Source organism: Methylophaga marina (assembly GCF_030296755.1).
GTDB lineage: Bacteria > Pseudomonadota > Gammaproteobacteria > Nitrosococcales > Methylophagaceae > Methylophaga > Methylophaga marina.
Map to the genome: position 1 here is coordinate 2,435,292 of NZ_AP027741.1, position 21,677 is coordinate 2,456,968.

At 42.7% G+C, this 21,677-nt stretch carries 23 protein-coding genes and 1 pseudogene; 20 read left to right on the forward strand and 4 right to left on the reverse strand.

Translation table 11 applies throughout. The features are described from left to right. Positions 1-136 precede the first annotated feature (136 nt). The 5 genes from QUE24_RS12420 to QUE24_RS12440 all read left to right on the forward strand — a co-directional run bounded on the left by QUE24_RS12420 (position 137) and on the right by QUE24_RS12440 (position 4,247). On the forward strand, positions 137-784 hold the full coding sequence (locus QUE24_RS12420; protein ID WP_286304140.1) for a GNAT family N-acetyltransferase: 648 nt from the start codon (positions 137-139) through the stop codon (positions 782-784). Between the two features lie 68 nt (positions 785-852). After that, positions 853-1,950, forward strand: coding sequence for a hypothetical protein (locus QUE24_RS12425; protein ID WP_286304141.1), 1,098 nt, complete (start codon positions 853-855; stop codon positions 1,948-1,950). Between the two features lie 83 nt (positions 1,951-2,033). After that, the gene (locus QUE24_RS12430; protein ID WP_286304142.1) at positions 2,034-2,318 is read left to right on the forward strand and encodes a transposase; all 285 of its coding nucleotides are present in this window, start codon (positions 2,034-2,036) and stop codon (positions 2,316-2,318) included. 148 nt (positions 2,319-2,466) lie between these two features. Then, on the forward strand, positions 2,467-3,474 hold the full coding sequence (locus tag QUE24_RS12435; protein ID WP_286304143.1) for an MDR family oxidoreductase: 1,008 nt from the start codon (positions 2,467-2,469) through the stop codon (positions 3,472-3,474). A 296-nt stretch (positions 3,475-3,770) separates the two neighbouring features. After that, positions 3,771-4,247: a hypothetical protein gene (locus QUE24_RS12440; protein WP_286304144.1), complete on the forward strand. Its 477-nt coding sequence runs from the start codon at positions 3,771-3,773 to the stop codon at positions 4,245-4,247. Here the strand turns inward: QUE24_RS12440 and QUE24_RS12445 are convergent. Both QUE24_RS12445 and QUE24_RS12450 read right to left on the reverse strand, forming a co-directional pair. Then, positions 4,244-4,900: a class I SAM-dependent methyltransferase gene (locus QUE24_RS12445; RefSeq protein WP_286304145.1), complete on the reverse strand. Its 657-nt coding sequence runs from the start codon at positions 4,898-4,900 to the stop codon at positions 4,244-4,246. The genes QUE24_RS12440 and QUE24_RS12445 overlap by 4 nt on opposite strands. Before the next feature lie 229 nt (positions 4,901-5,129). Then, positions 5,130-5,384, reverse strand: coding sequence for a hypothetical protein (locus QUE24_RS12450; protein ID WP_286304146.1), 255 nt, complete (start codon positions 5,382-5,384; stop codon positions 5,130-5,132). Positions 5,385-5,612: 228 nt separating this feature from the next. Between QUE24_RS12450 and QUE24_RS12455 the strand changes: the two genes are divergently transcribed. Together QUE24_RS12455 and QUE24_RS12460 are read left to right on the forward strand one after the other, a co-directional pair. Beyond that, positions 5,613-5,984 carry a YidH family protein gene (locus QUE24_RS12455; RefSeq protein WP_286304147.1) on the forward strand — a complete coding sequence of 124 codons (372 nt, stop codon included), beginning with the start codon at positions 5,613-5,615 and terminating at the stop codon, positions 5,982-5,984. After that, the gene (locus QUE24_RS12460) at positions 5,981-6,478 is read left to right on the forward strand and encodes a hypothetical protein (RefSeq protein ID WP_286304148.1); all 498 of its coding nucleotides are present in this window, start codon (positions 5,981-5,983) and stop codon (positions 6,476-6,478) included. Before QUE24_RS12455 ends, QUE24_RS12460 begins: the two co-directional genes overlap by 4 nt. Positions 6,479-6,573: 95 nt before the next feature. Here the strand turns inward: QUE24_RS12460 and QUE24_RS12465 are convergent, their stop codons facing one another. Beyond that, entirely contained in the window at positions 6,574-7,038 is a 465-nt protein-coding gene (locus tag QUE24_RS12465) for a pyridoxamine 5'-phosphate oxidase family protein (protein WP_286304149.1), read from the reverse strand. A 689-nt stretch (positions 7,039-7,727) separates the two neighbouring features. Here QUE24_RS12465 and QUE24_RS12470 point away from each other — a divergent pair. From QUE24_RS12470 to QUE24_RS12495, 6 genes and pseudogenes are all read left to right on the forward strand, one after another. Then, positions 7,728-8,075, forward strand: a complete 348-nt coding sequence (locus QUE24_RS12470; protein ID WP_286304150.1) for a metalloregulator ArsR/SmtB family transcription factor — start codon at positions 7,728-7,730, stop codon at positions 8,073-8,075. Between the two features lie 22 nt (positions 8,076-8,097). Continuing rightward, positions 8,098-8,601 carry a phosphatase domain-containing protein gene (locus QUE24_RS12475; protein WP_286304151.1) on the forward strand — a complete coding sequence of 168 codons (504 nt, stop codon included), beginning with the start codon at positions 8,098-8,100 and terminating at the stop codon, positions 8,599-8,601. A 2-nt stretch (positions 8,602-8,603) separates the two neighbouring features. Then, positions 8,604-9,614, forward strand: coding sequence for an ArsJ-associated glyceraldehyde-3-phosphate dehydrogenase (locus QUE24_RS12480; protein ID WP_286304152.1), 1,011 nt, complete (start codon positions 8,604-8,606; stop codon positions 9,612-9,614). Between the two features lie 6 nt (positions 9,615-9,620). Then, positions 9,621-10,850 (forward strand): organoarsenical effux MFS transporter ArsJ, encoded by a 1,230-nt coding sequence (gene arsJ / locus QUE24_RS12485; protein ID WP_286304153.1) that lies wholly within the window; start codon positions 9,621-9,623, stop codon positions 10,848-10,850. A 199-nt stretch (positions 10,851-11,049) separates the two neighbouring features. Next, positions 11,050-12,138 (forward strand): alkene reductase, encoded by a 1,089-nt coding sequence (locus QUE24_RS12490; RefSeq protein ID WP_286304154.1) that lies wholly within the window; start codon positions 11,050-11,052, stop codon positions 12,136-12,138. Positions 12,139-12,189: 51 nt separating this feature from the next. Then, positions 12,190-13,598 (forward strand): annotated as a pseudogene (locus tag QUE24_RS12495) (NAD-dependent succinate-semialdehyde dehydrogenase). Between the two features lie 85 nt (positions 13,599-13,683). On the opposite strand, the gene QUE24_RS12500 reads toward QUE24_RS12495, so the two are convergent. Then, positions 13,684-14,517 carry an MFS transporter gene (locus QUE24_RS12500; protein WP_286304155.1) on the reverse strand — a complete coding sequence of 278 codons (834 nt, stop codon included), beginning with the start codon at positions 14,515-14,517 and terminating at the stop codon, positions 13,684-13,686. A 91-nt stretch (positions 14,518-14,608) separates the two neighbouring features. Here QUE24_RS12500 and QUE24_RS12505 point away from each other — a divergent pair. The 7 genes from QUE24_RS12505 to QUE24_RS12535 all read left to right on the forward strand — a co-directional run bounded on the left by QUE24_RS12505 (position 14,609) and on the right by QUE24_RS12535 (position 21,660). After that, positions 14,609-15,771, forward strand: a protein-coding gene (locus QUE24_RS12505) for an IS3 family transposase (RefSeq protein ID WP_286304156.1) whose coding sequence is annotated in 2 segments (ribosomal slippage) — positions 14,609-14,864 and positions 14,864-15,771 — 1,164 coding nt in all. Because the reading frame shifts where the segments join, the coding sequence is not laid out codon by codon here. Between the two features lie 217 nt (positions 15,772-15,988). Next, positions 15,989-16,996 carry a DNA topoisomerase IB gene (locus tag QUE24_RS12510; RefSeq protein ID WP_286304157.1) on the forward strand — a complete coding sequence of 336 codons (1,008 nt, stop codon included), beginning with the start codon at positions 15,989-15,991 and terminating at the stop codon, positions 16,994-16,996. A gap of 103 nt (positions 16,997-17,099) precedes the next feature. After that, complete coding sequence (locus tag QUE24_RS12515) at positions 17,100-17,294, forward strand: hypothetical protein (protein WP_286304158.1); 195 nt, start codon at positions 17,100-17,102, stop codon at positions 17,292-17,294. 62 nt (positions 17,295-17,356) lie between these two features. Then, positions 17,357-18,841 (forward strand): cytochrome P450, encoded by a 1,485-nt coding sequence (locus QUE24_RS12520; RefSeq protein WP_286304159.1) that lies wholly within the window; start codon positions 17,357-17,359, stop codon positions 18,839-18,841. A 198-nt stretch (positions 18,842-19,039) separates the two neighbouring features. After that, positions 19,040-19,318, forward strand: a complete 279-nt coding sequence (locus QUE24_RS12525) for a type II toxin-antitoxin system RelE/ParE family toxin (protein WP_286304160.1) — start codon at positions 19,040-19,042, stop codon at positions 19,316-19,318. Next, positions 19,318-19,611 carry a HigA family addiction module antitoxin gene (locus QUE24_RS12530; protein ID WP_286304161.1) on the forward strand — a complete coding sequence of 98 codons (294 nt, stop codon included), beginning with the start codon at positions 19,318-19,320 and terminating at the stop codon, positions 19,609-19,611. Before QUE24_RS12525 ends, QUE24_RS12530 begins: the two co-directional genes overlap by 1 nt. Before the next feature lie 336 nt (positions 19,612-19,947). Continuing rightward, entirely contained in the window at positions 19,948-21,660 is a 1,713-nt protein-coding gene (locus QUE24_RS12535) for a ShlB/FhaC/HecB family hemolysin secretion/activation protein (RefSeq protein ID WP_286304162.1), read from the forward strand. Positions 21,661-21,677 lie beyond the last annotated feature (17 nt).

Below are 21,677 nucleotides of genomic sequence, written 5' to 3' on the forward strand. Positions count from 1 at the left end.
TCCATGAGTAATAAATTACTTCCATTAATAATCAATGTGTTAAAGTCCTTGAAAAGGAATTATAAGGCGGCCTGTTTAATATTTATTATGAGGCCGGTGGCCTTATAAAATAGATTGTTAGATTTAGGAGATGGTCATGCACCTCGACTGTGTTTATCCCAAAGAAGAAATAGAGCAAAAATTTGAAAAGCCAGTCAGTATCGAGATGTACGGCATGAATCAGATTGATGCTATTGCGGAACTTGAACCAGGTTGCTTGCATGAAATTGGTGCCAACGCATGGATGCACTACGTTGAGTCCGGTGCGAAAGTCGATCCTCAGAAACTGTCACAGTATTTTGACAACAGCGATCCGTATCTATTCCGGCATGTTGAAAAGGTAATCAAGAGGAAGGTAATTCAGGATATTATTTTGGTTCATGCAAAAGTCGATGATGCTGAGTTAGAAAACAACATCTGCGGCAAGCTTCTTTTGGCCCGAACCTATCCCAATAATATGCATATTTCGGATGTAGAGTTCAGCAACATCTATGAGCCCGTGCCAGAGTCAGAGCAGCAATATACCTATCATGAGTATCGTAGTTTAGGACTGTTCTCGACTCTTCTGGATAATGTGTGTCGATTTAGTCGGGAAAACAAAATTTCAAGAATTACTCTCTCTGCTGCATCGTCTGATCAAGTGCACTACTTTGAAACCCATGGGTTTAAAGTCGAAGACACGGAATTCGCCCGGCAGGCTCAGGAGTATGGGATGAGCATACCGATGAGCCGGAAACCAATTTAACAATTCGCGTAAGGCGGATGTCCCTGACGGGCTGCCGCTTCGCTCCGTGTTAAGCATATGGAGAGACAATGGCTCAAGGAGTAGTTTCAGACAACTGGTCGCTACAGGATATAACAACGTTATTTACTGAGGGGTTTGAGAATTACGACGCCGGTGAAATTGTTTTTAATGGCGAAGTGCATTCTTATCAGCCAATATCTAGTGCCATCATCCAAACAGAGGCTCTATTTGATTTTATTTCGGACCTCATTCTTCGCGATGAAATTTTAGTCGAAGAAAAATTCACCTACTCATGGGAAAGAGTTCATAGCCCAATACTAGAAGCAAAGAATCTAGGTGTTGTACGAGCATATCCATTTTTGTCTGAGCCTGAAAAAATTGCAGCCCCCCGTGATCGTATTCTTGACCATATATGCTCTACGGAATCTTTGCGGCTTTCTCATCAGGAAAATGTTGATGGCTGGAATACTAATAGACAAATACCAGATCCTCTTTTATCAGCAACTTTATGGGGTGGAGCCGGCATGTGTGCCAGAAGCTTCGTATATGAAAAAGGTTATACACCCCACCCTTTGCGAAAAAGACTATTTTTAAACTCAGGTTTTTTGCTTCCTGCAGCTGATGCTCTTCATCAAATGACTACCTTTTTAGAAGACCAGAAAGTAAAAGTAACAAAGAAAATATATGGAAATGACTCACTATTTTCTGCATACGTTAATATCCCAGCATTGCCTATTAGAGTAATTCAAGAGGCGAGTTCAGCTGATCAACTGATCGTTACAGCATTACAAATGAGAGATGATTTTCAATCACTTCGTGATTGGTTAAAAATGTTCCAGAATGCAATGAGTGCAGACGACACAAAAAGTCTTTTGAATTACAGAAAGCAGCTTGACTCGGTAAACCAATATGTAGATAAAAAAATTGGGTTTGGTGCAAAAAATAAACCTGTAAAAATGGAAGCAGGGATGGGAATCTTCAAGATAGCCATGCAGGGCAACCCACTTGAAAACCTAAAAAATCAATTTGGAGTAAGAGCTACTCTTAATAAGTTAGTCTTTGGTGGTGCGGGAGCTGCCGAGTTAAAAAAATATGTCAGCATGTTTGGTGAGCGTGAATCAGGGGTAGGCTATGAAATTGAACGCTATTTCACTAAAAAAGCTTAACAATCGCATGTTGTCGGACTGGGTTTGCGCTTGAAGGCTCCCCCATAAAGTAGACACCTATTTTTAATAGAGGTACGTGATATATGCCCAAGATATTGAGCGATGAACGAGTTATTGAATACTCAATGGAATTCAAAATCAGAGTTGTCAGGCTAACATTTGAACTTGATGCCAAAGCCATTGATATTGCAAAAATCCTTAATCTTCACCCAGTGATGATTTATAGGTGGCGACAAGAATATAGAGAAGGTAAATTCATAGACAAACCTTCAAGAAGAATAAGCATGACAAAAGATTCTGAGCAACGAAAAGATGAGCAAGTTAAAGACGATGAAATCAATAGGGGCAGACTGTTTGATTTAACTTAATCAAGGGAGCCGTCAGTGCCTGACTCCTTGATTACCCTTTGTTTTCAGGACTGATAGCAGCCGCAGGCGCCTAAGACAGCCTTTTATATAGTTGGCTAATTAAACACACCACTTAACACAATAAACAAGAGAAAGAGAGTTGTCGCTAATGTCTAAAAACACATTTTCAGCCTTGCTAGTAGAGGATAAGGAGTCTCAAGCAAACCTCATCGAACTGGAAAATGTGGATGCTTTACCGAATCAAGGTGGGGATCTACTCATTCGTGTTACCCATTCTAGTTTGAATTACAAAGATGGGCTTGCTGTGACAGGTAAAGGCAAAGTCTTGAGGTCGTTTCCTATCGTGCCAGGAATCGATCTGGCTGGTGTAGTTGAAGACGCCGGTGAGAGCACAAAATTCAAAGCAGGTGACCAGGTTTTTGTCACTGGATGGGGTGTGGGTGAGCAGGTTTCCGGTGGCTATGCCGGATTTGCCAAGGTTAAGCCCGAATGGGCAGAGTTAATACCTGAAGGACTCAGCGCCATGCATTGCATGGCTTTAGGTACCGCTGGTTTTACGGCCATGCTAGCGACATTGTCGCTTGAAGATCACAAGGTACTTCCCGACTCTGGACCAGTATTAGTGACAGGTGCCTCTGGCGGGGTGGGGTCCATCGCTATTTCGTTACTCGCTAAACGCCAGTATAACGTTGTCGCATCGACTGGCAGAATCGAAGAACAGGGAGACTATCTAAAGCGTCTTGGCGCGTCTGAGATCATTCACAGAGAAGAATTATCGTCGCCAAGTGGCAGACCTCTGGACTCCGAACGTTGGGCTGGTGCGATTGATTCAGTGGGTGGGGAAACCCTCGCCAGTATTCTTCGTCAAACTCAGTACCGGGGCAGCGTTGCCGCCTGTGGTTTAGCCGGTGGAGCCAGTCTGCCGAGTACCGTGCTGCCATTCATACTGCGTGGTGTGAACCTGTTAGGCATTGATTCCGTAATGTGTCCGTCTTGGTTGCGGAAAAGAGCATGGAGTCGCATGTCAGAAGACATCGATCTGAAGACCTTAGAACAACTGATTCAAGTAATTCCGCTTGATGCAGTTCCCGATGCTGCTCAGCAGATTCTTGCCGGAAAAATTCGTGGCAGAATCGTAGTGGATATGAGCTTGTGAATGCGATGATGCATGCAATAAAACAGTGATACCAAAGGCTAACAGCCTGGTTGTTAGCCGCCGTTAAGTTCAGTGTTTCCAGGCCAGGATAAACCAAATTTCATAGCGAAATGAGGTCGTTTTCTAATTAACTCCAATGTCGGTTATTAAGCAGTGATGCTTCGTTTGTAGTCATAAATGCGTCAATGTATTTAAGGCTAACATCGTCAACAAATTTTAATGAGATAACGCTACACTTAGCTAGATTAGTGGTGTGCAAGCAGTTTAAATATTTGTAATACATTGGAGGTATTTCTATGCTTACTGAACAACAACGGGCTGTTATCCCTCATCAATTATTAGTCTTTAACCTATTGGTTTTTAACCTGCTTATCCCAATAGGTTCGTTGTTACTGGGGATGGAATTTTTATTGCTACCCATAGCCAGTGTCTGTTCCTTATCGGTCATTTTTTATATTTGGTATCGGTCGAAACATGTTCATCAAACACCGCTGATTAATGCTCACTGGTATATCGTGTGGAAACGCTGTCGTATTGTTTTAATTGCCTACTGTATTTCAATTTCTATCGGTTTGGTGTGTGGACTGATGGCGTCATTTCAACATGACACACAATTACGTTCCATCATGATGATCGCGTTTATACGCATCGCGATTGTGCCTTCATTGCTGGTGGTGACGCCATTACTGATATCATCAACCATTGCGATGAATAAGGTGAGAAGAGGTAAGCTGAAAGTCGCCGGTGTGGTGCCACAAGAAAGTGGTGTCTAACGTGAGAATCGTAAGATAGAGCCTTTATATTTCTCGCTGAGATAGTCTGTGTGTTCAGGCTTTATGTAATCGCTGGTGAAACCATAAGCTATCATTTCACGATCGAGTTTGTTTTTCCGGCCTCTGTCGGGATCTACCAAAATAACATCACAGTGCTGATTTGCATGGTTATGAATAAAGCTGGCTAAAAGCAGAACGTGCTCATCTTCATAAAGCAGATCGCTACCGATAATTAAATCAAACTTGCCGAGCTGACTGGTGTCATTTGCCCAGTCGACTTGTTCGAAAGCGATGCTCTTACCACTGTTCAGTTCTGTATTGCGATCAAGAAAGTGGCTGACTTGCGGGTGGTAGTCAGTGGCGGTGATATCTGCCAGGCGTTCATTGAGTAATAAACTTGATAATGCCATACCGCAGCCAATCTCAAGAATACGTTTATTTTTAATGTCGTAGTTCAGCATATGATTGGCAAGCACTATGCTCGAAGGCCAGACAACACCAAACAAAGGCCAGGTAGCTGAAGATATCCCCATGTCATTGGCTTCACCTTCTGGATCACTAAACTGCTGCTTATCCCGAAGCGTACAAAGGTGGATATCCATATCACCGACCTCAATGGTCTGGTAACGAACACGAATAGGCTTGGTCATCATTTATCCTGAAAAGCAATGGGTGCTTGGTCAGTTATGTGTGATAAATGACAAAACGAGAATGACTCAGAATATAGTATTTTCCGGTAACTGCAAGTTTCTTATTTTAATTCAGTGATCTATCGGTTTTTCTTGTAAGACGATTACTGCATATTAGGGGAAAGTGAGGAGACAATAAAAACAAACCCCATGACGCTATGTATTACGCGTACACAGGGTTTGTTTGACTGGATTAATGTTGGGCTTCGATAAGGTGTGACTCTGCATGTTCCAGTGCCAGGTCGTAATCAAATTTCGCACCGGCTTCGATCAGATCGTCTAATTGAGATTTTGCATGTTCTTTGTTGATATGGTCTGAATCAATGACAGCGAGATAGGCATAGGTGCCTGCCACTTCTTCTGGCGAGTCATGATGAGTGCCGCCACTATCAATCAGTTGAACCACATCGTGTATTGACCGAGCTTCTTTAATTTCAGTTGAAATCATCTCAACCTCCTATTTAATTAGCTGGTCTTTTAGTGAAACGCGATAGCGTTTATGAGTCAAGTTTACGCACTTGGGTTTACCCTTTTTTACAATGCGTGTGTATGAAAATACTGTTCTCAATCTGAAGTGAACTCGAGGTAGAGTGTGCAATTTACTGGTGGTGATTTATGTCGTTAGACGATATGGTTGAGACCTGTTTTTTTAGTATGAGTGCATGAGCGATTTGATATGTCCTATTTAGATGATCCCAGAGTATTATTTGCGGCAGAACGTACCTTGCTTGCCTGGAACCGTACCAGTCTGGCTTTGATTGCCTTTGGCTTTGTTGTCGAGAGAGCAGGGCTGCTACTCGCTGTCATCCAGGGACAGCAAACACCACACACCACCTCATCAACATTTATTCTGGGGCTGGCGTTTATTCTTCTCGGGGCTGTATGTGCGCTCGTTTCTTCCTATCAATACGGGATCGTGCTGAAACAATTAAGCGAATCAGAAATCCCTGAAGGTTACAAAGCACGTTGGGGGATCTTAGCCAATCTTATTGTGGCAATACTCAGCTTGGCTTTAGCCGTGTCCTTATTTAACGTGGCCGGCTCATGAAACAAGCTGCTTTTTATTGGCCGGGCACAATCCTCGGTCTCATGTTACTGCTTTTTTTATGTGGCGAGCTCAGTGCTGAGAATGACTGTGGTGAACAGGAGACGGTTTCCTTTAGCTGCGATATTAGAGCTAAATCAGTTTCAGTGTGTGTCACTAAACAGGACACATTAGTTTATCGTTATGGCAAACCAAATCAGATTGAGCTGGAACTTCACGCACCAGTGCAATTTAATTCAACAGCCTATAGTGGTGGTGGCGAAGGACGTTTACGATTCTCAAATGGACGTTATGACTATATTGTCTATTCCGGCATTACCAATGGCGAATGGTTAGATGCTGAGGCGGGTATCAGAGAGAAGGTGGAGTTAGGCGGTATTTATGTGGTGAAAGACCAGCGTCTTCTGGCTGACCTCAAGTGCACAGCTTATTCAGATGAGCATTATATTCATAACTTGCCTGAGCATGAAACAGAGCCCTTTATCTATTACGATTAGTTTTATTTGATCATTGTGTGCCTGGCGTAGTGGTATTAAAAAAGCCCTGCTCAGAGCGAGCAGGGCTTTTTTTATATGGCAGAAAAGTCGTGAGATTAGAGACCGATTTTTTTATGTTCACCCATCATGTCTGGCTCCACTTTGCCATCGGTGAATAGTTTAAATAGGCCTTTAATGCTTGGATCTGAAATCCAGACTTCCGCATCATCTAATTCAAAACGCATCATAAGTAGAGATGGATCCTCACGTCCTTGGTCATACCAGGATGCGGCCATTTTTGACCAGTATTTATCAATCACCGCCTCATCCGTTTCTGGCTTTAATACGCCACGGATGGATGCAAACACTTTGTTATCTTTACTCACAAAAGTCGCTTTCGCTGCTCCACCTTCTGCTATTCGATTAGTTTTAGTCGTGTAAAACCAGAACTCACTATCGGCATTTTCATCTAATTGCGCTGTCATGGGTTCACTGTGTTGCAGCGAGTGATCCAGCCCGATCATCAGAAAAGGACTGTCACTCATCGCTTTCCACATGGTTTTTCGAATATCGTTACTCATCTATATCTCCTTGACAGTGGTAAATTCAAATTCAACTAAAGATAGCAATGCACATGTTTGTATAGTGTGAAATGCTTTTTATTCATGTCATTTGATTTGCACACAGCTTATCTTTTTGATGAAAAAACGCATTGATCAGTGCGACAACTGACTACGGCTTTGATTCCAAGGAATGCTCAAATTTTTCAGAGAAGTAACTCACATGAGAAATGGCATTGTTTATGTGAGCTTAATTCTGGCTGCTATGAACAAATAATGCGTTCTGATGATGGAAAATGATATAGAGCCCCAGCGCGATATTGCTTGTCAGTCAGCATTCAAACTATTCAGTCTCGAACGTTTTCTATTACACGTATCAACACCAAGCTATAGGCCACGATTGAGTAGTTCTCTGGGAATTCATCGATGAAATACGTTACCAGTCTCAATATTTTTTAATCATTAAAGCTAGGACCACCTATCCATATATTCAGTAATGTATATAAGAATACGAATATTGATATGCAATATTGCATATGAAAGTCATGACGTATATCAGAGTGGCTCTAATATTACTGTTGATTTTTAGCCGTATTTATTGGGTTTTATCATGTATTTTTGGTATGTCATATTTTTTAAATATATATCGATTACCATATATTAAAAATTCGTTTATTGACCTTAATTAGGTCCAAGTTTGGAATAGAGTGATGAGCCCAGTAGATTTTTATAAATGTCTCTCCGATGAAACACGTTTACGTTGTATCTTATTGATTTTAAAACAGGAAGAATTATGTGTTTGTGAGTTAACGGAAGCATTAAATGAAATTCAACCTAAAATCTCCAGGCATTTAGCTCAACTCAGAAAATGTGGGCTTATACAGGATAGACGTCAGGGACAGTGGGTCTTTTATCGTATCAGTACTGACCTTCCTCTCTGGATGGTATCTGTCATTTCAAGCACCCAAATACATAATCAGCAACTTATCGATGAGGATCTGCAACGATTTCAACAAATGTCTGATCGTCCAGATAATCAAAAAAATTGCTGCGGATAACTTTTAAGAACGTTGTTAAATCATGAATACACATCCTATTACTTTTCTTCCCCTGCCAAGCGGCGGGCAATTTATTTTTACGCCATGTCCAGGCACTAAAGAGACTGACATAGAACAGGCTTTAGACGTTTTATATGATGCGGGAGCAACATCTGTCATAACGGCTTTACCCGATCATGAGATTGTGGATTTAGGTGTGCCTGACTTGGGAATGTTTATCCAGAAGAAGGGGGTGCACTGGTTTCAGTTACCCATCGAAGATGATATGTCTCCAGATGCACTTTTCTTAACGAGATTTTCTCAGGTCAAAACTGAGCTACTTAAACTGTTAGAGAATGCATCGACCATTGCTATTCATTGTCGTGGTGGTTCGGGTAGAACAGGACTGATCGCCGCCATACTTTTACTGGAAATGGGTATGGAGTGGAAAGAGGTTAAGGAGCTTGTTCAGTCTGTAAGACCCTGTGCTTTAACAGCAACGGCACATCTGAATTTCTTAGAAAAATACTACGCAATTAAGGATTAAATATGACAATCAAAGTCGGTATTAATGGGTTTGGTCGAATCGGTCGCTTAGCTTTAAGAGCTGCATTTGATTGGGATGATATTGAGTTTGTTCAGATTAATGATCCTGCTGCAAATGCAGACACATTGGCTCACTTACTCAACTTCGACTCAGTTCAAGGTACTTGGCATCATGAGGCGATGTCTGAAGATAATGTCATTCACATCAATGGTAAAAACATCATCTGCAGTCAGAATAAAAGCATCGCTGAGACTGACTGGTCATCCTGTGATGTTGTGATTGAAGCCAGTGGCAAAATGAAAAGCAAGGCCATCCTGCAAGATTATTTGAAACAAGGTGTAAAGCGTGTCGTTGTGACGGCGCCCGTGAAGGAAGAGGGCGTCTTAAATGTCGTGATGGGTGTCAATGATGATGGTTATGACAAAAACCAACATCAAATTGTGACAGCCGCTTCCTGCACAACAAACTCTCTTGCGCCTGTGGTAAAAGTTATTCACGATAAGTTAGGTATTAAACATGGTTCTATAACGACCATTCATAACATTACCAATACCCAGACGATCATTGATGCACCACATAAAGACTTACGTCGCGCACGGTCATGTGGCACTAGCTTGATTCCAACAACAACAGGTTCAGCAATGGCGATTACAGAAATTTTTCCTGAGTTAAAAGGGCGTCTTAATGGGCATGCTGTACGGGTGCCGCTAACCAATGCCTCGCTAACGGACTGCGTGTTTGAGGTTGAGCGTGCAACAACAGCTGATGAAGTCAACCGTTTATTAAAAGAAGCGGCTGATGGAGAGTTGAACGGTATTTTAGGTTTTGAACAGCGCCCTCTGGTATCGATAGATTACAAAGGTGACCCGCGTTCAAGCATTGTTGATGCCTTATCCACCATGGTCGTCAATCACACGCAGGTAAAGATTTACGCCTGGTATGACAACGAGTGGGGCTATGCTAACCGTACTGCTGAGTTAGTGCGTTTGGTCGGTCTACAGGATTCGGAGTAATCATCAATGACAGCCTTGGCTAAGCTATCTGACGAGATTCGCCAGTATCTTATTATCACCACAAACTACTGGGCTTTTACCTTAACTGACGGTGCATTACGCATGTTAGTGGTATTGCATTTTTATAGTTTGGGTTACAGCCCGTTGCAGATCGCCATGCTCTTCTTGTTCTACGAGATTTTTGGGGTGATCACTAATCTTGTTGGAGGCTGGCTAGGTGCACATATTGGCCTGAATAAAACCATGAATATCGGGCTGCTGCTGCAAGTTGTCGCCTTATCTATGCTACTTGTGCCGAGTGAATGGTTAACTGTTATCTGGGTCATGGCGGCACAGGCCTTATCCGGTGTCGCCAAAGACTTAAATAAAATGAGTGCCAAAAGTGCCATCAAGTTACTGGTGCCAAAAGAGGAAAATGGTCAGCTCTATAAATGGGTTGCCGCGTTAACCGGGTCAAAAAATGCATTAAAAGGGGTGGGCTTTTTTCTCGGAGGCGGTCTGCTCACGCTGATTGGATTTAAAGGGGCGGTCTTAGTGATGGCCCTTGGATTAATGATGGTTTGGATATTTAGTCTGTTTTCTCTTAAACAAGAGCTTGGTAGAGCTAAAAATAAGCCTAAATTTAGTCATGTTTTTTCTAAAAGCCAGTCAGTTAATGTGCTTTCTGCCGCCAGAATGTTTTTATTTGGTTCACGAGATGTCTGGTTTGTTGTGGCTTTACCTGTTTATTTATCCACCAGCTTTGGTTGGGATCACTGGTATGTAGGCGGTTTTTTGGCTTTATGGGTGATAGGTTACGGCGCGGTACAAGGTTTTACGCCTAGATTAACTACCCGCTCTAAAAAGAGACTTCCAGATGGCAAAGATGCCTTATTTTGGGCGCTCGCCTTAAGTTTAATTCCAGTAGTGATCGCAGTCGCATTGACCTATAACTGGCATAAAGAGCTGGTACTGATAGTGGGGCTGATGATTTTTGGTGTTTTATTTGCCATTAATTCAGCGTTGCATAGTTATCTGATTGTCAGTTATGCAGGTGAAGACGGCGTATCACTTGATGTCGGCTTTTATTACATGGCAAATGCCATGGGCAGGCTCATAGGTACGGTGCTTTCAGGCTGGCTCTACCAGTCTTATGGTTTAGGGTTTTGTTTATGGGTGTCTGCTTTATTTATCGTCATAACAGCCGTGATATCGCTGTATTTACCCAAACATAAACGAGCAAATGCCAGTATTTAACATCAGAGAACGCAAATCAGAATGTAGTAGTGTCATCGGGTAAGGATTACAAAGGACTTTTATTTCAGAGTGTCGTTTTATAGACGCTCAAGCTTATCTCTTCACATAGAAAAGACAGTTTCTCTCCTATAGTTAGCCAGCGAACTATTTGATGACTTTGTTATCAAACTGATCATCTGGACAACAAAGGAGGAAGTATATGAATGACTTATTCAGTCCTATGAAGATGGGCTCAGTGGAACTCAAAAACGGCATTTTTATGGCCCCACTAACACGAAACAGAGCCCATGATGATACGGATATCCCCAATGATCTCGCCATCACATACTATTCACAACGTGCCAGTGCTGGTCTCATCATTGCTGAAGGCACGCAAATCAGCAAGATGGGGAAAGGTTATATCAAGACCCCTGGTATTTACTCTGACGAACAAGTAGCTAAATGGAAAGAAATCACGGATGCCGTTCACGACAAAGGTGGAAAGATTTTCTTACAACTCTGGCATGTTGGCCGAATCAGTTATCAATCGGTACTCCCTGAAGGAGAGCAACCTCTAGCCCCATCAGCTATTCGCGCTGAAGCGCAAACATTTGTCGATGGGCAGATGGTGGATGTATCTGAGCCACGAGCCATGACCGCTGATGATATTGATAATCTGATTGAAGAATACAAAACAGCTGCTCGTAATGCAGACAAAGCAGGCTTTGATGGCGTGGAAATTCATGCTGCCAACGGATATCTGTTAAACCAGTTCATCTGTGACAGCAGTAACCAGCGTACCGATAATTATGGTGGTTCCGTCGAGAACCGTATTCGTCTGGTTAATCAGGTGGTTGAGGCTGTGCTTGAAGTGATGGATGCTGGCCGTGTTGGTATTCGATTGTCACCCACTGGTACTTTCAACGATGTTAGTGACAGTGAGCCACTCACTACATACAGTGCGCTGATCAAACAGCTTAACGAGCATAAGTTAGCTTATGTCCATATCGTTGAGCGTTTTCCCGGCATTGATGTGAGTAATGAGGACTTATACATCGTTGAACAGATAATCAAACAATGGCAAGGCTTTTACATTGCCAATGGTGACTACAATCTGCTGACAGCACAGGATGCGGTCAAAAGCCAACGTGCTAATGCCGTAGCATTTGGTCGTCAATATATTGCTAACCCGGATCTGGTGGAACGCCTCAAAGCCGGGGCTGCACTGAACACGCCCGATCAAAATACTTTCTATGGTGGTGGTGCCGAAGGCTACACCGATTACCCATTTCTGGAGGATGCTCGTTAATTTTCAATCTGCAATCAACGCGAATTTTCTTACTATCAAAGAGGATAAAACATGACTCAAGCAGAATTGAAAACAACCGATATTTCTCGTCAAACAATTGATACCTATAACCCTGCCACAGAAGAGGTGTATAAAACCTACTATCTGCATACCAAGCAGGAAGCAGAAGCGTTAATTGATGATTCTCATAAAGCCTTTCAGCGCTGGAGAAACACCTCACTTGAAGAGCGTGCCAGCATTATCAAAAAAATCGCTGAATTGCTGCGTCGTGACAAAGCCAAATTAGCTCAAATGATGGCTAAACAAATGGGTAAACCCTTAGCACTAGGCGAAGGTGAAGCCGAGCAATGTGCTGCTATCTGTGAATATACCGCTGAGCATGGCATTGACGCTCTGGCTGATGAAGAGCGTGACATCGCTGTGGGTAAGAAAGGCATTATTACCTATCAGCCTGAAGGCGTGATCTTAGGCATGCAGCCTTGGAATTTCCCGCTTTATCAATGTATTCGCTACAGCATTGCGGTGATTATGGCCGGTAATACGACAGTGTTTAAGCATGATGAGTCCTGCTTTGAAACAGCAGAAACCATTCAGAAGATTTATGAAGAAGCGGGTTTACCCAAGGGCGTATTTAGCTGCCTATTTGTTGATGGTGAAACGGCTGATGAATTGATTGCTCATCCTCATATTCGGGGTGTGACGTTTACTGGCAGTGCCCGTATCGGTCGACTGATTGCCAAAATTTCTGGTGAGCATCTGAAGAAAAATGTACTGGAACTGGGGGGAGTGACGCCTATATCGTTTTGAAAGATGCCGATATCGATCTGGCAGTCAAAACCTGCGTTCAGGGCCGTGTCATGAATAGTGGTCAAACCTGTATTGCAGCGAAACGGTTTATTATTGAAGCCCCTGTTTATGAAGAGTTCAGAGATAAATATGTCGCGGCAATGAAGCAACTGACCTTTGGTGACCCAACCAATAGTGATCATGATATGGGACCATTGGCACGTGTTGATCTGCGTGACAAGCTGCATCAGCAGGTTCAGGAGTCGGTGATGAAAGGGGCCACATGCTTATGTGGTGGTGAAGTACCTGATCAAAAAGGTGCCTATTACCCAGCCACGGTATTGGAAAACATCCAAGCTGGCAGTCCGGCGTATGACGATGAGTTATTTGGCCCGGTGGCTGCGTTATTCAAAGTCGCTGATGAAGCTGAAGCCATTGAGCTTGCTAATGACCACCGATATGGACTTGGTGGCGGCATTTTCTCTAAAGATGAGGAGCGTGCTATTCGTATTGCCCGTGAACAACTCGATACGGGCATGGTGAACATTAATGGTTACGCTGGTCCTCAAGCCAATATGCCCTTCGGCGGTGTAAAAGAAAGTGGTTATGGTCGTGAGCATGGTGGCTTTGGTATAAAAGAATTTGTGAATGCTAAATCGTTATTTGTTGCATAAACCACTGACTGCATTACATTGAAAGGAATGAATCCCGGACCAGCTTGCTGGTCCGGGATTTTTTTATCACACGATGTTGTTTGAGTTAATGCACAGTGGCTGGCGAACCCACCTCTGATTTTGCAGGTTTTTGAATTAACAGCACCATCGGTAACATGGCAAATGCCGCGAGTCCCGACAGAATAAAGGCATCCTGAAACGCTAGCATTGAGGCTTGAGCCATGACTTCATTCGCTAAAACCTTGGCCCCCATCCCTGTGTCAGGTGACAAGCCTAAAGGTGCTAAATACTGAGAGACAGCTGGGTTAAAAGGCGTGATCTGCTCTGTCAGAATGGCATAGTGAAGATTGGTTCTGCGAGCAAGTTGCCAGCCAATAATGGCGATACCGACTGATGAAGCAAGCGAACGCATCACACTATATATGCCAGAAGCTTCATCTTGTTTTTCTGAGGAAATATTCTGGAAAGCCAGTGTCGACATAGGCACGAAAAACAGTCCCATACCTAACCCTGAGATAACTCCAGGCCAGGCAAGCTGCCAAAAACTCACGTCCAGGTTCAGGTTGGCCAGCATGAAATTCCCCGTACCTGTGAGAATTAAACCGATGGCTAATAATAGACGCGGATCAAAGCGGTTCACCAGAAATGAACCGGTCACTACCATAGAAAAACCAGCCGCAATACCACGTGGAATAAACAATTGGCCTGATTCCAATACAGGGTAATCCAACAATCCCTGAACAAATAAAGGCAAAATAGCAATGGCCCCAAACATCGAGACACCAAAGCCAACGATGGCGACATTGCCCGCGGCAAAGCTTCTATCTTTCAGTAGTGAAAAGTCAATGATATTGAGCTTACGCCCCATGCCACGCACAAAGAAAATAAAGCCGGTGACAGCAGAGATAATGGCGGTCACCTGAATCAGATGAGAATCAAACCAATCTGTAGTGGTTTACTGATCCCGGACACCATTTTAGGAGGTACTATGACCTCCACAGAGGTGTTCAATGACAAAACAAAGAAGAAGTTTTACCCCAGAATTCAAGCTTGAAGCAGCCAGCTTGGTTGTTGATCAAAATTACAGTATCCCAGAAGCCTGCCGAGCATTGGACGTGGGTGCGTCAGCGATGCGTCGCTGGGTGAAGCAGTTGGAAGCCGAGCGTGGCGGCGTCACACCGGCATCTAAAGCGCTCACGCCCGAGCAACAACGGATTAAAGAACTTGAAGCTCGGATCAAACGGCTGGAGCAAGAGAAGTTCATATTAAAAAAGGCTACCGCTCTCTTGATGTCGGACGAACTCGGCTCTACACGCTGATAGACCAGTTAAGAGAGCATGGCACCGTGACGTTGATTTGCGCGTTGTTTGATGTGGGCCTGAGTAGCTTTTATGACCGGCAGCAACGCCTCAAACAGCCTGATATAGCACGGCTACAATTGCGGGCTAAGGTGAATGAGCTGTTCACCAAAAGTCGCAGCAGTGCGGGCAGCCGGACACTAGTCGACATGTTACGGGATGAGTCCATCAAGATTGGCCGCTTTAAAGTCACTCGCCTGATGAACGAGTTGGGATTGATATGTAAACAACCGGGACCGCATGCCTATAAGCAAGCCACCGTTGAGAGACCTGATATACCGAATGTATTGAATAGAGCGTTTGAACCAGAGAAAGTCAATCAAGTGTGGTGTGGTGACATCACCTATATCTGGACTGGCAGTCGCTGGCATTACCTTGCTGCGATATTGGACTTATATAGTCGCCGTGTTATCGGTTGGGCAACGTCGGCAAGGCCTGATGCAGACTTGGCCGTTAAAGCCTTGGACATGGCCTTTGAGTCACGAGGGAGGCCACAAAATGTTTTGTTCCATAGTGACCAGGGCAGCCAATACGGCTCACGGAAATATCGGCAGCGTTTATGGCGCTATCGAATGACGCAAAGCATGAGTCGTCGTGGTAATTGTTGGGATAACGCTCCAATGGAACGGTTATTTCGTAGCTTGAAGTCTGAATGGTTGCCAAGGCTCGGTTATAGAGGACTGAACGAAGCAATGCGTGATGTGAGTTACTACTTGATGGACTATTACAACTGGCAGCGACCACATCAATTTAATGATGGATTACCACCTGCAAAGGCGGAATATCTGTCTAATCCTGTGTCCGGAATTAGTTGACCACTACAGATTTTACCCCGATAGATTATTAAACCAGGATTGCTTAAGGTTATTTGGGGTCAGATTAAAGACTATTAATATCAGCCTTTTTAAACGAGGCTGAATAACGGGAGTAAGCTATTCTTACACTGACCTAAATACCTGAAGTCGAAAGAATATGTTTGAATTAATGGCATTTTTTGACTTGTGAAAGACGGTCTATCCCCTGACTATTTGATTGAAAATAACGGATATGTACTACAGAAGAAAACATGGCACGGGTTTTACCTACATTGATGAACAGAATGAAACGGTAAAAGATAAATCTATAAGAGAGTGGTTCACCAGCTTGGTCATACCGCCGGCATGGACTGATGTTGAAATATCAGAGGATAAAAAAGCCGATATCTTAGCGACAGGAAGGGATGCTAAAGATAGAAAACAATATATTTACAATCCTGATATTCAAGAAAAACATAACCAAGAAAAATTCGACCGTATCATTCGTTTTGCTGAGCAGTTAGAGCATATGCGGCGTGTCACAGGCCAACATTTACGAAAACGTAAGATGTCGAGAGAAAAAGTCTTATCCACCATGCTACGTCTAATGGATCAAGCCTATTTTCGACCCGGTAGCCCTAGATACACGGAAGAAAATAATACGTATGGTTTAACCACGTTACGAAAAAAGCATGTAGAAATTAATGACGACGAAATTATATTTTCGTATCTGGGTAAGTCTGGTCAGGAACAAGAACGTCATGTCGAAGATAAAAAATTAGCCAATGCTATTAAAAACTTAGACGATATTCCCGGTTATCGCCTGTTCAAATACTATGATGAAAATAACAATAAAAAAGAAGTTGAAGCCAGTGAGCTTAACGATTTTATTCATGAGTGTATGGGCGAGGAATTTTCAGCGAAAGATTTCAGGACATGGGCTGGTACTATGATCGCTGCATTGGCTTTTGATGAACTCGGTACAGTCAGCAAAGAAGACCAAGCGTCGCTTGATAAGAATATTAAATCCGTGGTCGTGAGTGTTTCAGAGCAGCTGGGTAATACTCCAGCTGTTGCAAAAAGTGCTTATATTGATCCCAGAGTCATTGATAATTATATTGAGGGTAAGACAGCACATTATTTCTTAGATCAAGTGAAACACTTAATAAAAGACAATCAAAATTTGTCAGAAGAAGAATTAAGTGTGTTGTGCATGCTAAGAGAGAGTTTAAAGCAAAAGTCTTAATCCATTAGAATCAACGTAGATAAGGAATCAATAGAATCATATCGTTTGATTTTATACATATAGATTAAATTAATTTTAATCGTCATTTAAGCAAGGATTGCTCATGATCAGATTACCAAGATTATTCAAAAAAGATTGTCCACAATATCTCATTCAACGTGACAATTTCCATCAAGCTGTTTTCTTTTCTGATGAAGATGACTCAGTCTATTTAGTTAAGCTCAAAGACTTCCCCGAGCGGTTTGAAGTAAAAATTCATCCTATAAAAATCAAACATTCTGACCGTATTGGTTCTTGAATTTCCTCATTAAAACTGCAATTCGAAGTAGACCCCATTGCATTTTTCATCAAGGTAATTAAATGCGTTTATTTAAAAATATCTGGCAGCAAATCATGGATATTAATCCATTTAAGGGTGATGTTTTACCGTCACGTGTATATCTATTTGAAAGAGGGCGGCCATGTCTCCCTTTTCCTCATCTTTTGAACTATAAAACGCCTTTGGCACTCTTCGATGCTTTTTATACAAATGCTAAATCACCTGATTTGTTTGAGCGTGATAACCGCTATTTATATGTGATGGGTATGCCACCGGTTTTCATTACGCGTGATCCAGCCGTCATTAGAGCTGTTCTTCTTGCTACAGGCGATAAGCCCGGACAATTTAATCGTGATACGACACCCATGACTGGAATTGCCCGTGTCACCGGAGTCAATTCTCTCCTATATGCAAACGGCAAAGTATGGCGAAAACAAAAACAGATGTCAGCGGGGCCTTTTGGAAAAGGCTCTCTGTTCCAACCTGAAGAGTTTCATGAGTTTGAGAAAACGTTTCGTAAAACGATAGAGAAACGATTAATCGTTTTACGTGATGCGCAGAAGATGAGTAAGAAAAACATTTATCGCGTCGAAATTGAACAGGAAATTCAACCTATCATGTTGGAAATGTTAGTGAATAATTTCTTTGGTGGTTCGGTTGACTATAAGGAGTTACGCGAATGTTATGTCCCTGCGTTACTTTCGTTAATTGATTACATGATTACTAATACCGTGGCACCTAACCTTTCGGCTATTCATCAATTTATTACGGGAAAAGGAGCTGATGTAAAGCGTTGGAGGGAAGCCCTTGAGGACTTAACTGACATTGCACTTTCTGGCAGAGGCGAAAAGTCAGGACATTGGAAAAACTTCATTGATAAAGTTGAAGATGAAGAGGCATTGCGGAGCAATATCAGAGTATTTTTAGCCGGGGCTTTAGAAGCGACTTCATCGTTTGCGACTTGGACGTTATCTCATTTGTCACGACAACCTGAGTTGCAAGAGATGATATATAGCGAAGTAAAAGACATTGATGTTTACGACCCCGAAAGCTTAACCGAAGCAAAATTGCTTAATCAGTGTTTGAATGAAACCTTACGTTTAACCCCCTCACTTTATTTTTTTCCCCGGAAAGCCACGGCCGATACATGGCTTAAATTAGACGATACAAGAAAAATCATGATTCCCAAAAATACCACCATCCGACTGGATATTTGGAATGCAAACCGCAACGAAGCTTTTTGGGGCAAAGAGGTTTCTGGATATCCGGCAGACGGTTTTTCACCTTTACGCTGGGATGAGCTGACGCGTCGAGGCATAACGCGTAAAAATTTAACCCATTTTGGATTTGGTTTAGGAGCTCGTGTATGCCCGGGTCAATTTCTTGGTCAATTAGAGGTAGGGCTAGTCGTCGGCGCCTTTATCAAGGTATTCAAATTTAAAGCTGTTAATAATGCATCTGGAGTGCGTGCTGGTGTTACAACCAAACCAGGTGATGGGACTTTAATGGATCTCGAACTGCGATAACGCTTATAGACCAAGATATTGATAACCTAGGATATTTGGACCAGATAAGACTATTAAGATTAACCTGACCCAATCGTGGCCGAATTTCGCAAAGTAAACTAATTGTAAATACTGCGCAGATTTTGTGTTGCTCCGCCGGAGTTTGCGACGATAGGCGCGTTAGTTGTACCTTGTTGCGCAACGCGCTACAATTACTTCATGATTAAGTCATTTAAACATAAAGGTCTGAAACTATTTTTCGAGAAAGGCAAGACATCAGGCATACAAGCAGTGCACGCAAAGAAACTTCGTATGCAGTTAGTTGCTATTCATACCGCACAAGAAATAGATGACGTTAATCTACCAGGTTTTTTTCTCCATCCTTTAAAAGGAGAAAGAGCCAATATCTGGTCTATATCAGTTAACGGTAACTGGAGAGTAACTTTCGAATTCAAGGATGGTAATGCTTACATCTTAAATTATGAGGATTATCACTAATGATTATGCATAACCCACCACACCCAGGTGAATTTATTGAATCCATCTACATGGAACCACATGGGATTAGTTGCAGAACACTTGCAACACATCTTGGTGTCGCGGCTTCAACACTCAACCGGATTGTTAAAGGCAAAAGTGCTGTAACGCCCGAAATGGCCTTACGTCTATCCAAAGTACTGGGGCGAAGCCCTGAAAGTTGGCTTAGCATGCAAGACAACTATGAACTCTGGCAAGCTAAGCAAAATATCAACTTAGATAATGTGCAGCCAATAGATGTGCATGTAGCCTAACAAGACAACCAAGTTTACACGCTACCGTTCAGGAATATTTGCGCGCAGGTTAAAAACGTATAAAAGTAGCCTTACAAAACTGTGGCCGAATGTCGGAAAGTAAGCTATTTCGATCTGGCTCAAAATACTACTTGATATCACTATCCTTGTGAGTGGTGTCACAAAACTGCAATATTTGTCCTCTTACGCAGTAGAAATCATTTTTTGATTTGATTAGATTGATCATGTTGTGCATGGATGCGCGCGAAAAAATATTTCTAAACCGTCATGGAGGACAGTCAGAATGAATCAATTTCCTTGTAAATTCCAATTTGATATTTATCGCGTTTAGGCGCGATGAAGACAATTACATGCTTGTGGCATATAGCTATATGCTGCTTTTCATTGATCCTGTCTTCCTTGAGTCTGCCTGTTTTCTCACAAACATTACCTGATATTGATGCAGCTAAAGAGCAGCGGCAACAAAAGCAATTAGAAGCGCTACGCCAGCATCAGGAACGGAAACCCGACATCAGACTTGAGCGTGATAATGTGGACAGTCCGGGCGATATACCTTTAGATGAAGACCCCTGTTTTATCATTGAAGAGATTTCATTAACAGGTGGTGAGTCATCGAGATTTCAGTTCGCTATTCAAGATGTCTTGCATCAATATCCAGAGATCATGGGGCGATGCTTGGGAATTCAGGCAATTAACCGAATCCGAGCAGAGCTACAAAACAGTGTCATAAAAAAAGGATTTATCACGACACGTATATTGATAGAGCCTCAGGATCTTAACTCTGGCGAGTTGGTATATAGCCTTATTCCTGGACGTATTAGTAATGTCGATCCTGATAATTTGGTGTCCAGGTTAACACTATGGTCAGCTTTACCGAGTAGTGAAGGCGACTTGCTCAATGTGAGAGATCTCGAGCAAGCAATGGAAAATATGAAGCGTATTCCTACTGTGGATACGAATATCGATATCAAACCGGATGATACGGAAAACAGTCAGCCTGGTGATAGTCAGCTGATATTTGAACACAAGCAGGCAAAGCCATTCAGGATGACACTGTCATTTGATGATAGTGGTTATGAATCAACAGGGCGTTTTCAGGGTTCCGCCACCTTATCTTTGGATAATGTGCTGGGAATCAATGACCTTATCTATCTTAGTAAAAATAAAGACTTTGGTGGCAAGGGGAACGTCGGCGGCAGTCAGGGTGAGACTGCTCATGTTTCTTTTCCTTTTGGTTACTGGTTAGTGGCATTTACAAATAGTGAATATGAATATGATCAACGCGTTGCTGGACTCAACCAGACCTATGTCTACAAAGGAGAGAGCGAGGGGCAGCAGCTTGCTCTAAGCCGAGTGTTATATCGTGATCAGTTGTCGAAATTAACCACTTCATTGACCGGCTATCATCGACGTTCAAATAACTTTATTGATGATACTGAAATTGAGGTTCAACGCCGGAAAAGCGCTGGCTGGATTGCCGGTGTGGATTACCGTCGCTATATCGGTACATCCACCATGGATGCAGGTATTTCATATCAGCGAGGAACAGGTGCTTTTCACGCTATTGCTGCACCAGAGGAAGCCTTTGGTGAAGGCACTTCCAGACCCAAAATTATTAAAGCCTACTTCAACTGGTTTATGCCAGTTCAATTAACAAACTATCAAATACAGTTGCAGTCAGAGTGGCAGGCTCAATGGAATAAAACGCCATTGGTGCCTCAGGACAGGTTCTCAATTGCAGGGCGATACACCGTCAGAGGATTTGATGGTGAGCAATCCTTATCTGCTGAACGTGGCTGGCTTAGTCGTAACACTATCACTTTTCCCATAGAGCGTCAGCAACAGTTGTATTTAGGGGCAGATGTGGGACATGTCAGCGGTTCATCAGCAGAATTTCTATTAGGACAAACGTTGGTGGGCGGCGTAGTCGGATTCAGAGGTCAATGGAAGGGCCTTTTTTATGATGTGTTTGCCGGAAAATCTTTTTCAAAACCAGATGGTTTTGAGGACGGGCGACATCTTGGATTTAATTTGACCTATCAATACTGAACGGATTCAGGGAGATA